Here is an 11188-nt window from a genome sequence, read left to right on the forward strand (position 1 = left end):
CCCCCTCCACAGCCAATGGGTCGTCGGTCAGTCGCCGGACCCGCCGGAGTCCCCGCCACCGGAGGGGCCACGGCTGTCGGTGCGGTAGAAGCCGCCGCCCTTGAAGGTCACGCCGACGGTGCCGTACACCTTGCGCAGCTTCCCCTCGCACTGCGGGCAGGTGGTGAGGGCGTCGTCGGTCATCTTCTGGTTCACGTCGAAGGCGTTGTCGCACGCCGTGCACGCGTAGGAGTAGGTGGGCATGGGGCGGATTTTACGGCGTCTCCGCGCCCCGCCCGCCGCCGAACCAGGTGGTCCCGGCCGGCCGCAGCACCCCGTCCACCGGCAGGTCGTGCGCCTCGTGCGGCACGCGGTCCACCAGCTCGACGTCGTGCAGCAGGGTCACCACCCGCACCCCCTCGCGACGCCGCGGCAGGGTGCGGTCGTAGCAGCCGCCGCCCTGGCCCAGGCGCATCCCCGCTCGGTCCACGGCCAGCCCCGGGGTGAGCACCAGGTCGGCCTCCGCGATGCCGTCGAGCCCCATCGCGGGACCGAGCCCCACCGCGTCGTCCGCCACCACGTCACCCGCGGGAAGGCCCCGCACCTCCGCCCAGTCCAGCGAGAGGTCGGGCAGCGTCAGCGGCACGAGCACGCGCACCCCCTCGTCCAGCAGGGCACGGGTCAGGGCGGCGGTGGGCGGCTCGGTACGCCAGGCGGTGAACAGCGTCACCGTCCGCGCCCCCTCGCCCCGCACCAGCTCGATGCCGTGGCGCGCCAGGGCGGCGCCGTCCGCGGCGTGCCGTTCGCACGCGGCCCACTCGCGGCGTGCGGCCCGCACCACGCGGCGTGCCTCCTTCTTGTCGGCGGGCAGCTCCAGGGGCAGGTCGGTGGCCATGCAGGCAGTATCCCGCCGACCCCGCGGCGGACCCGCCCCGAGACGGCTCCGTCCCCCGGTGGGACGGGCGGGGCCCGGCCGGGTCGCCTACTGTGGGCCCATGACGACGCGACGCCCGGTCCGCAAGGCCGTGATCCCCGTGGCGGGTCTGGGGACCCGCTTCCTGCCCGCCACCAAGGCCATCCCCAAGGAGATGCTGCCGGTGGTGGACAAGCCCGCCATCCAGTACGTGGTGGAGGAGGCCGTGCGCGCCGGCGTGGGCAACGTGGTGATGGTGACCGGCCGCAACAAGGGCGCGCTGGAGGACCACTTCGACCGCCACTGGGAGCTCGAGAAGGCCCTGGAGAAGAAGGGCGACGACCTGCGCCTGCGCCGGGTGCAGAAGTCCAACGAGATGGGCAGCCCCCACTTCGTGCGCCAGGGTGAGCCCAAGGGCCTGGGCCATGCCGTGCTCTGCGGCCGCCCGCACGTGGGCGACGAGCCGTTCGCGGTGCTGCTGGGCGACGACCTCATCGGCGCCGGGGACCACCTCCTGGAGCAGATGATGGAGGTGCAGCAGGAGCGCGGCGGCTGCGTCGTGGCCCTGATGGAGGTGCCGGCCGACCAGGTCAACCTGTACGGCTGCGCGGCCATCGAGGGCGAGCCCGACGCCGACGGCGTGGTGAAGGTGACCGGGCTGGTGGAGAAGCCGGACCCGGCCGACGCGCCGAGCAACCTGGCCATCATCGGCCGCTACGTGCTGGACCCGAGCATCTTCGACGTGCTGGAGGACCTGCCCCCGGGTCGTGGCAACGAGATCCAGCTGACCGACGCCCTGCAGGAGCGCGCCACCGCCACCGGTGAGGGCGCCGGGGTGTGGGGCGTGGTCTTCCGCGGCGACCGGTACGACACCGGCGACCGCCTGGACTACCTCAAGGCCGTGGTGCGTCTGGGCCGCCGGCACGGCGAGTTCGGCGAGGAGTTCGACGCCTGGCTGCGCGAGTACGTGCAGGGTCTGGACGTCCCGACCACCGACGCCTGAGCGCCCGCCTCCGTACGACCGTGGCCCGCACCGTCGCCTGGCCCGTGTGCCCCGAGGGGCTCACTCCGGCCGGCGAGGTGGTGCGGCTCCGCCCCCTGGTGCGGGGCGACTGGCCGGCCTACCTGCGGCTGCGGCGCGCCAACCTCGGGCACCTCACCCCGGGCACGGCCGACGACCCGGACGCCCCCGGGCTGGGGGCGGTGCCGCCGGTGCGGGCGGCCTTCCACCGGATGGTGCGTCGCGCCCGCCCGGAGGCGCTCTCCGGGGCGGCGCTGCACTGGGGCGTCGAGTACCGCGGCGAGCTCGCCGGCGAGATGGTGCTCGACGACATCCGGTGGGGTGGGCACCGGTCGGCCTCGGCGGGGTACTGGGTGGACAGTGCGGTGACCGGTCGGGGTGTGGGGCGCACCGCGCTGCGGCTTGCTCTGGACCACGCGCTCGGGCCGGTGGGCCTGCACCGTGTGGAGGTGGCGGTGGCCGTGGACAACGCCACCTCCCTGGCGATGGTGGGGGCCCTCGGCCTGCGCGAGGAGGGGCTGCGGCGGGCCGCGGTGTTCATCGACGGGGCGTGGCGCGACCACCGCGTCTTCGCCGTGACGGCCCCGGAGTGGGGACCGTCCGGGGTGGTGCGCGAACCGTGACCGGATGTTCACTCTCCGTTGGGGTCGAGGACGTGTGTTGCCCCTGTGAATCACACCGTTGTGTTTCTAGACTGCGGCCATGCCGCCCAGCCTCCTCGTCCTCGTGCTCGTCGTCCTCGTCTGGGTGGGTTTCGGTGCTCAGTGGTGGTGGAAGCGACGTGACCACGTGAAGACGGTGAAGTCCATGGACGCCTTCCTGGACGCGATGGAGGCCCTGGAGCAGTCGGTGCGGATGCCCGACCCCCGCTCGCGCGACCTGGACCACCCTCCAGCGCAGCACGTCTCGCCGACCGCGCAGCTGCAGCCGACGGTCACCGTCAAGCCGCGCCGCGACGAGGCCGACGTGGCGCGCGCCCACGCTCGGGAGGCCGAGCGCCGCGCCCGCGCGGCTCGCGGCGCCGACCTCTTCACCCTCGGTTCGGTGCGCGACCAGCTTGCCGACGCCTCCGTGCGCGCCGGCCTGCTGCTGGCCACCGCCCTGGGCCTGCTGGTCTCCCTCGCCGGTGCGCTGGTGGGAGCGCTGAGCTGGTTCTGGGTGGCCCTGTTCGTGCTCGGGTTCGCCGCCACCGTGGCCTGGTCGCGCAAGTGCGCCGAGATGCAGCTGCGCGGCACCGGGCTGCGCATCACCGGTGTGCGCCGCGGGGCCCGGGAGGTGCCCGCCGGTGGCCGGTCGGCCTCCGGGCGCTCGCGCTCCGTGGCGGCCCGCCGTGGTCGGTCCTCGGCCCCGACTCGTGCGCAGCGTCCGGCCCGCCCCGGCCGGCCCACGCACGCGCCCTCGCGTCGCCCGCTGCCCAAGGGTGTCAAGGTCACCGCGGCGCCGCGGTCCCAGCGCCGCACTGCGGCCCGCCGCTGAGCGGGGCGGGTCGCTGGCCCGCAGCCGGCCGCGCGTTGGCCGCGTTGGCCGCGTTGGCCGCGTTGGCCGCGTTGGCCCACCGTCCGGACAGTTGCTATAGTCGGCGGTCGCACACGGGGCTATGGCGCAGTTGGTAGCGCGTCTCGTTCGCAATGAGAAGGTCAGGGGTTCGAATCCCCTTAGCTCCACCGGTGACACGAAGGCCCCCTCCGCACGGAGGGGGCCTTCGTCGTGCGCGGGCCGTGGCCCGCAAGTGCTGCTCCGGGGGGTGGGTCCACATCGCCCGGGGTGTCGCACGCTGTGGGCGTCGTCACCCCGGGCCAACCGGACCCTGCCCCGATGCGGGTGCCGCGCTCAGGCGGTGGCCGGCTCGGTCCGCGCCGTGTCCGGGCGGGCGGCACGCTCCGGGACCCCGCGCACCCGGTCGAGCACCGCGCCCACCACGGCCGCCACCAGGGTGGGCAGCACCCACCCGAGCTGCTGGGCGTGGCCCGGCGACCAGCTGATGAGCGGCTCGAGGGCCGAGGCGCCCCATCCCAGCCCGACGAGCGTCATGACGGCCGACCACACCAGGGCCACCGCCAGCGCGAGCACGTAGGCCAGGTGCAGGCGGAGCCGCAGGGCGGCCTCCACGAGCACCAGCAGGATCAGCGCCATCGCCGGCGGGTACAGGAAGCCGATGATGGGTGCCGCCACCTCGATCACCTGCTCCAGGCCCAGCGTGGAGATCGCCAGCGAGACGAGGCTGAAGACGATCGCCCACGTGCGGTAGGAGACGGCCGGCACAAGGCGGGCGAAGAACGACGAGGTGGCGCCCAGCAGGCCCACCGAGGTGGTGAGGCAGGCCAGGATCACGATGAGCGCGAACACCACCGTGCCGGTCGGGCCCATGGTCTGGTGGGCGGCCTCGGAGAGCATGCTCGCCCCGTCGGTGTACCCCTGCCCGTCCGGCAGGCGCTGCCCGATGAGGGCCAGGCCCAGGTAGACCGCGCCCAGCATCAGGCCGGCGAGCAGACCGGCCACCGAGACACTGCGCAGCAGGCGGCGGCCCGGCTCGATGCCGGCGTGGGTGAGGGTGGTGATGACGACGATGCCCAGTGCCAGGGCGGCCAGGGAGTCCATCGTCAGGTAGCCCTGCAGGAAGCCGGAGACGAACGGCTGGTCGGCGTACTCGGCGGAGGCCGCGGCGGGCTGGCGCTCCATGCGCACCAGCGAGAGGGTCACCAGCAGCACCATGAGCCCCAGCAGGGCCGGGGTGAGGTAGCGGCCGATGGTGTCGATGATGCCGTCGGGGTTGAGGGCCAGCAGGTAGGTGAGGCCGAAGAACACCACGGCGAAGACGGCCTTGGCGGTCCACGAGTCGGTGCCGGTGAGCGGCGGGACGCTCGCGGCGTAGCTCACCGCGCCGGTGCGCGGCAGCGCGTAGCTGGCGCCGATGGACAGGTACACCAGCACCGGGAACAGCACGCCGAACACGCGGCCTCCCCGGGAGGTGAGGTGCAGGATGTCGCCGCCGGTGACGGCCACGGCCGTCACCGCCAGGATCGGCAGGGCCACGGCCGAGAGCATGAAGCCCAGGAGGGCGGGTGCGAACCCGTCTCCGGCCTGCGCCCCCAGCATCGGTGGGAACACGAGGTTCCCCGCGCCGAAGAACATGGCGAAGAGGGAGGCCGCTGTCATGGCCATCAGGACGGTTCTGGATCGTGTGTGCTGCATGCTCTTTCCCAGTGGTCGGTGTGTGACGGCGACCATAGTTGCCCCGGGGTGGGGCTCCGTCGGGGGGAGGAAGGAGCGGCCTGACCGGGCCGGGCAGCATCGGGGCCTGGACGTCATCGAGGAGTACCTGTCCCTGCCGCGCCGGTGGGAGAGCAAGCTCGGTGGCTCGCCCTATCTCCCGGCCGGCGTGGCGTGGCCCACGCGTCCGGCCCCGGACGGGTACGTGCGGTCCACGGACCACGGGGGCGAGACGCCCCCCTGGACCAGGTGCGCCTCCCCCTCCGCATGACCTTCACCCGCCGGGAGCCAGAGGAGCAGCTGCCGGGTCTCGGGACGGCCGACGTCCCCCCGGCCCTCGGGGACACCCCCTAGGGGGAAGCGGTCGAGGCACTGATGGCGGCCGGGGTGGCCTCCGGCGGCACGCAGCTGGGCGGCTACCCGTACTTCACCCAGTCCGACCCGCGCGACCAGGATCAGGGGCCGGAGCGCGTCCTGCTCTTCCAGCTGGACAGCGACAGTGCGGGGGTCACCGTCGGCGATGCGGGCGTGATGGGCTTCTTCGTCCCGGTCGAGGACCTGGCCCGGGGAGACCTGCGGCGCGTGGGCATGTCCTGGGACTGCTGCTGTCGGGTGCGCCGGGTCCGTCCGCGGAGGGACCGGCCCCGACGGAGTCGTCCCGGAGAATGTGCCGGTGACTTCTCCCCACCCCGCCGAGTCCCTCGTCGTCGCGGCAGGCCGCCCCGACGTCGCCGTCCTCGACGAGCCCCGCCACCGGGTCTCCGAGCGCGCCCCCGCCTACTGGCGCGTGGGCGAGGTGGTGGGCCTGGTGGTCACCCTGGTCATCTCCGCCGGCGTGCTGGGCGGGTGGTGGTTCCTGGCCGAGCACGCCCCGCCCTGGTGGGCCTGGGCGGTGGCTGGTCTCTTCGTGCTCGTCGGCCTGGTGTCGCTCGTGGTGGCCCCCGGCCTCCGCTACCGCTGGGCGCGGTGGGAGGCCACGCCGGACGCGGTGTACACCCGCACCGGGTGGATCGACATCGAGCGCCGCATGGTGCCGCTGGCCCGCATCCAGACCGTGGACGTCTCGCGCGGCCCGATCATGCGCCACTTTGGCCTCACCGACGTGAAGATCACGACCGCGTCCTCAGCCGGGGACGTCACCATCGAGGCGCTGGACGACGAGCGGGCCCAGGTGCTCCTCGAGCAGCTGACGCGCGCCGCGAGCGCCGTGCGGGGTGACGGCACGTGAGCACGCCGATGGGGTGGGGCGCCCCGGACGACGCCCCCGCGCCGGCGCCGGGGCCGGTGCCGCCGGTGCCCCAGCCCGCCCCGATGCCGCCGGCGCCCGAGCCGGTGCCCGCCGAGGGGGAGTGGCGCCGCCAGGACCTGCGCATGCTGCTCGTGCACCCGGTCAAGCTGGTCGGCTCCCTGCTGCCGGTGCTGCTCGTGCTGCTGTTCACCCGCAGCGGGGACCCCGGCTTCCAGGTGTTCTCGGCCGTCGGCGGTGCCGTCCTGGCCGTGGTGGTCACGCTGGTGCAGTGGTTCACGCTCGCCTACCGGGTGGACGGCGAGACCGTGCAGGTGCGCCAGGGGTGGCTCAACCGACGCACCAAGACGGCCCGCCTGGAGCGGGTGCGCACCATCGACGTCGAGGGCAACCTGCTCATGCGGCTGCTCGACCTGCGCACCATGAAGATCGGCACCGGTGTGGACGACGACCAGGTGGAGCTCGAGGGCCTGCGCACCGCCGACGCCCAGGCGCTGCGCGAGAACCTGCTGCGCCGCACCCGCCGCGTGCAGGCCGCCCAGGGGGTGGACGCGCTCGACCCCTCCGAGGCCGAGCGTGGCGTCAGCGCCCCCGGCGCCGGGGTGGAGAGCGGCGTCGAGGAGGCCGTGCAGCCGGTCGCGGACGACATGCCCGAGCAGGTGCTCGCCACGTGGGACCCCCGGTGGCTGCGCTTCGGCCCGCTGGGGGCGAGTGGCCTGTTCGTGGCCGCGGCGGTCGTCGGTTTCGGCGGCCAGTTCTTCGACGACATCGCCGACTCCGCGGTGGGGCGACGCATCGGTGGCGAGGTGGTGCACGCCGTGGAGAGCCTCGGCCTGGTGCACACCGTCGTGCTGCTGGTGGTGGCCGGTGTGGTGCTCTCGCTGCTCACCTCGACGGTGGCCTACCTGCTGGGCTGGTGGGGGCTGCGCGTCACCCGCACCGCGCAGGGCACCCTGCAGGTCACCCGCGGCCTGACCACCACCCGCTCGGCCACGCTCGAGGAGCGCAAGGTGCGCGGCGTCGTGGTCACCGAGCCGTGGCAGCAGCGCTGGCAGCGCGGCGCCTCGGCCGAGGCGGTGGTGACCGGTGCCGAGGACGGCTCCGTGGACCTGCTGCCCACCGTGCCGCGCTCCGAGGCCCGGGCGCTGGCGGCCGACGTGCTCGGCAGCGGCGAGCCCAAGACGGTGCCGGCCGACCTGTTCGAGCGGCCGCTGGTCTCCCACGGGCCGAAGGCGCTGCGGCGCATGGCCGTCGGGGCGCTCGTGACCACCTTCTGGGTCGGTCTGGTGCCGGTGCTCGGCGGCATCGCGGTGCTGCGGCACTTCGCCGTGGGCGACCCGCTCGGCTGGACGGGTGCCTCGGCGTGGACCTGGCTGCTGGGGTGGACCGCGCTCATGGCGGTGCTCAACCTGGCCCCGGTGTGGCCGGCCTGGCGCTCGCTGGGGCACGCGGTGACCGACCGGCACCTGCTGGTGCGGCAGGGCGCACTCCTGCGGCGGCACCTGGCCCTGGAGTGCGAGGGCGTGCTCAGCTGGACGGTGGAGCAGTCCTTCTTCCAGCGGCGCCTGGGGCTGTGCACGGCGGTGGCCACGGTGGCCGGCGGCGACGAGTCCTACCGCGTGCCCAACCTGCCGCTGCCCGACGCGGTGGCGATGATGCGCGCGGTCTCCCCGGAGCTCGTGGGGCAGTTCTCCCACCCCGCCTGACCGGCCCCATCGCGCGGGGGTGGGTGCTGTGCGGATGCGGGCTGCCCGCGCCGGCGAGGACCGCCCCGTGTGGCCGGCCGCGGCCCGCCGGACGCGCAGCCACCAACACCGGCGGCGTCCGCGATCCTCCGATGCGCGTACCGATGAACCTCCCGACCGTCGGCGTGTCGATGGGTCGGCGTGTCGAAGGATGGGCGTGTCGCGGGTGGGGGTCTTCGTGGGCCAGCCGCACCGGAAAGGTCACCGCGCACGGGAACGGTGGTCGCCGCACGCGACGATTCCCGTGCGGCGACCACCCTTCCCGTGCGGCGCGTGGTTTCGCGTGCGGCGGTGCGATGCCGCGGGCGTGCGGCCGTGCGGCAGGGTGCGGCAGAGCGATGCCGCGGGCGGCTGGCGCAGGCGATGCTGCCCCGGCCGGCCCCCGCGTCAGATCCAGCTGGCGAACCACATGCGGGCTCGCCACGCGGAGTACGGGATCACCTGGGCGGTCCAGATGGGCCAGAAGTACCAGAAGTTCAGCACCACCAGGGCCAGGTAGGCCCCCACCGCGTACTTGCCCCACACGTGCCGCAGCGCCAGCCCGATGACGAAGACCACGGCCAGCACCATGAACGGCTCGAAAGCGATCGAGTAGAACTGGTAGATCGTGCGGTGCTGCACCGGCAGCCAGGGCAGCCACCCCGAGAGCACCCCCACGGCGATGGCGCCGGCCCGCCAGTCGCGCTGCGCGACCCACCAGAACAGCAGCACGAACACCGCGGCGGTGGCCACCCACCAGATGCTCACCGAGCCCACCGAGTTGATGGCCTTGGAGCACTTCTCCACCTCGCACCCGGCCTCGCCGAACGTCTTGGTCTCGTAGAAGAACGAGGTGGGACGCAGCTGCAGCGGCCAGCTCCACGGGCTGGAGCGGTACGTGTGGTCGCTGGTCAGCCCGACGTGGAACTCGTACATCTTGGCGTGGTACTCCCACAACGCGCGCAGCGGGCCGGGCAGCCAGGTGACCCCCTCACCGGGGTGCTCGGTGGCCCACTGGCGCATGTACCCGTCGGTGCTGCGGAACCAGCCCACCCACGAGGCGAGGTAGGCCGCCAGGGCCGCCCCGCAGTAGGTGACGAACGCCTGTGGCCCGTCCCGGAGCACTGCCCCGGCGCTCCACGGCCGGGAGACGCCCGCCCGCTGCCGGGCCGTGCAGTCCCACAGCACGGTGAGCAGCCCGAAGGCCATGAGCGGGTACAGCCCGGACAACTTGACGCCCGCGGCCAGCCCCAGGCTGATGCCGGCCGCCCATCGCCACGGGCGCAGCCCCAGCCACGGGCCGTAGGTCATGCCCACCGCGGGCCGGCGGAGATTCCACCGCCAGGCGTCCCCGCCGTGCAGCGCCGCCACCCTCCGGGCCAGCAGGCGCCGCGAGGCGTTGCGGTCCAGCAGCAGGAACCAGAAGCCCACGAGCACGAAGAACATGAGCACCACGTCGAGCAGGCCGGTGCGGCTGTGCACGAAGTGGTGGCCCTCCAGCATCGCCAGGAAGGAGGCGAGCGTGGCGAGCGTGGCCGAGCCGAACATCTCCCACGCCACCCGGCCGATGACGAGGATGGACAGGCTGCCCAGCACCCACACCGAGACGCGCCAGCCGAAGGACGACTCGATGCCGAAGACCACCTCGCCGGCGGCGATCACCCACTTGCCCACCGGCGGGTGCACCACGAAGTCGGCCTTGTCGTCGTAGACCGTCTGCCAGTTGCCTGTGGTGAAGAACTGGTCGGGCTCCTCCATGCCGTCGGGCTTGTCCCGCTCGTAACCCCACTCGGCGAGCGACCACGCCTGCTTGACGTAGTAGGTCTCGTCGAAGACCAGCTGGTGCGGCTCGTCCAGGTGCCACCACCGCATCCACCCGCCCAGCAGCATGCACAGCAGCGGGCCGACCCAGGCCCACCGGGCGATGCGCCGCGCGGTCGCGCCGCGCCGGGCGAGGGGACCGAGGAGGTCCTCGCGGAGCTGCTGCTCGAGATCAGGCGCCGAGGGCGACGGGGTCGCGACGTCACCGGGCGTGGAGGGCATGGCTGGCATCCTAGGTGCGTCCACCGCGGGGCCGATGGGGGCGGCGCCCGGCCCGCGCGCGGGCGCGACCCACGGGGTAGGCAAGCCTCACCCAGCCCGCTCCCAGCCTCTCAGTAGAATCCGCCCCGTGGCACTTGACAACGCGGCTCCGACGAAGCGGTCGGCCACCACCACGACGATCTGGAACAAGATCCTCATGGCGGTCTCCGGCCTCCTGTTCATCCTCTTCGTGCTCGGGCACATGCTCGGCAACCTGAAGATCCTCCAGTCCCACGAGGCGTTCGACACCTACGCGCACCACCTGCGCACCATGGGTGAGCCGATCCTGCCCTACGAGGGTGCGCTGTGGATCGTGCGTCTCGTCCTGCTGGCCGCGGTGCTGGCGCACGTCGTGCTGGCGGTCAAGCTGTGGGGCCGCGCCAAGAAGGGCCGCAGCGTCGGCTACGCGATGAAGAAGTCGCTCACCTCGAGCCTCGCCTCGCGCACCATGCGCTGGGGTGGCATCGCGCTGCTGCTGTTCGTGGTCTTCCACATCCTGCACTTCACCACCAAGACCATCCACCCGCAGGGCGAGCTGGCCAGCCCCGCCGCCAACTACGTGGAGTCCTTCGAGATCTGGTGGGTGCTGCTCATCTACGTGCTGGCGATGGCCGCCCTGGGCATGCACATATTCCACGGGTTCTTCTCCGCGATGCAGACGCTCGGCCTGACCAAGACCAAGAACATCCCGATGCTGCGCACCATCGGCGCCGTGCTCGCCGCCCTCGTGGTGGTCGGCTTCCTGGTGCCGCCGTTCGCGGTGTTCCTCGACCTCGTCAACTGACCGCCCCAGGAGGAGCAGACTCATGGCAACACTCTTCGGTGACAACGCCCCCTGGAAGCGCAAGAAGGACGACGCCTTCGACGCCGACGGCGACGCCCAGCGCGGCACCGCCCAGGGCGACGCCCCGGCGGACACCCGCCCGGTGAACAAGTCCGGTGAGCACACCAACGACCCGTGGGTGCTCGGTGACCCGATCGCCGACACGAAGGCCCCCGGTGGCCCCATCGAG

At 73.3% G+C, this 11188-nt stretch carries 10 protein-coding genes, 1 tRNA gene and 1 pseudogene; 8 read left to right on the forward strand and 4 right to left on the reverse strand.

Features of this window, described 5'->3' with window-relative positions; genetic code table 11:
- Window positions 1-27: 27 nt before the first annotated feature.
- Window positions 28-243 (reverse strand): FmdB family zinc ribbon protein, encoded by a 216-nt coding sequence (locus tag CYJ76_RS08030; RefSeq protein WP_070703525.1) that lies wholly within the window; start codon window positions 241-243, stop codon window positions 28-30.
- Window positions 244-253: 10 nt separating this feature from the next.
- Window positions 254-874 (reverse strand): 5-formyltetrahydrofolate cyclo-ligase, encoded by a 621-nt coding sequence (locus tag CYJ76_RS08035; RefSeq protein WP_083323412.1) that lies wholly within the window; start codon window positions 872-874, stop codon window positions 254-256.
- Window positions 875-974: 100 nt separating this feature from the next.
- Between CYJ76_RS08035 and galU the strand changes: the two genes are divergently transcribed.
- The 4 genes from galU (at window position 975) to CYJ76_RS08055 (ending at window position 3577) form a co-directional block, all read left to right on the forward strand.
- Complete coding sequence (galU, locus tag CYJ76_RS08040; protein WP_070703526.1) at window positions 975-1895, forward strand: UTP--glucose-1-phosphate uridylyltransferase GalU; 921 nt, start codon at window positions 975-977, stop codon at window positions 1893-1895.
- Window positions 1896-1915: 20 nt separating this feature from the next.
- The gene (locus tag CYJ76_RS08045) at window positions 1916-2536 is read left to right on the forward strand and encodes a GNAT family N-acetyltransferase (RefSeq protein ID WP_180802252.1); all 621 of its coding nucleotides are present in this window, start codon (window positions 1916-1918) and stop codon (window positions 2534-2536) included.
- Window positions 2537-2615: 79 nt separating this feature from the next.
- The gene (locus tag CYJ76_RS08050; protein WP_101849792.1) at window positions 2616-3389 is read left to right on the forward strand and encodes a hypothetical protein; all 774 of its coding nucleotides are present in this window, start codon (window positions 2616-2618) and stop codon (window positions 3387-3389) included.
- Window positions 3390-3504: 115 nt separating this feature from the next.
- Window positions 3505-3577, forward strand: a tRNA-Ala gene (locus CYJ76_RS08055).
- 166 nt (window positions 3578-3743) lie between these two features.
- On the opposite strand, the gene brnQ is transcribed toward CYJ76_RS08055, so the two are convergent.
- Complete coding sequence (gene brnQ / locus CYJ76_RS08060) at window positions 3744-5069, reverse strand: branched-chain amino acid transport system II carrier protein (protein ID WP_202820471.1); 1326 nt, start codon at window positions 5067-5069, stop codon at window positions 3744-3746.
- A 429-nt stretch (window positions 5070-5498) separates the two neighbouring features.
- On the opposite strand from brnQ, the pseudogene CYJ76_RS13205 reads away from it, so the two are divergent.
- The 3 genes and pseudogenes from CYJ76_RS13205 to CYJ76_RS08080 all read left to right on the forward strand — a co-directional run.
- Window positions 5499-5714 (forward strand): annotated as a pseudogene (locus CYJ76_RS13205) (DUF1963 domain-containing protein); the annotation flags it as partial.
- An 82-nt stretch (window positions 5715-5796) separates the two neighbouring features.
- Window positions 5797-6351 carry a PH domain-containing protein gene (locus CYJ76_RS08075; protein ID WP_070703468.1) on the forward strand — a complete coding sequence of 185 codons (555 nt, stop codon included), beginning with the start codon at window positions 5797-5799 and terminating at the stop codon, window positions 6349-6351.
- Entirely contained in the window at window positions 6348-8075 is a 1728-nt protein-coding gene (locus CYJ76_RS08080; protein ID WP_144043058.1) for a PH domain-containing protein, read from the forward strand. The genes CYJ76_RS08075 and CYJ76_RS08080 overlap by 4 nt, the downstream gene beginning before the upstream one ends.
- Window positions 8076-8501: 426 nt before the next feature.
- On the opposite strand, the gene CYJ76_RS08085 is transcribed toward CYJ76_RS08080, so the two are convergent.
- Complete coding sequence (locus tag CYJ76_RS08085; protein ID WP_101849796.1) at window positions 8502-10136, reverse strand: dolichyl-phosphate-mannose--protein mannosyltransferase; 1635 nt, start codon at window positions 10134-10136, stop codon at window positions 8502-8504.
- A gap of 127 nt (window positions 10137-10263) precedes the next feature.
- On the opposite strand from CYJ76_RS08085, the gene CYJ76_RS08090 reads away from it, so the two are divergent.
- Entirely contained in the window at window positions 10264-10959 is a 696-nt protein-coding gene (locus tag CYJ76_RS08090) for a succinate dehydrogenase cytochrome b subunit (RefSeq protein ID WP_070704004.1), read from the forward strand.
- Window positions 10960-11188: the final 229 nt, after the last annotated feature.

Source organism: Kytococcus schroeteri (genome assembly GCF_002847825.1).
In the GTDB taxonomy this organism is placed as follows: Bacteria; Actinomycetota; Actinomycetes; order Actinomycetales; family Dermatophilaceae; genus Kytococcus; species Kytococcus schroeteri.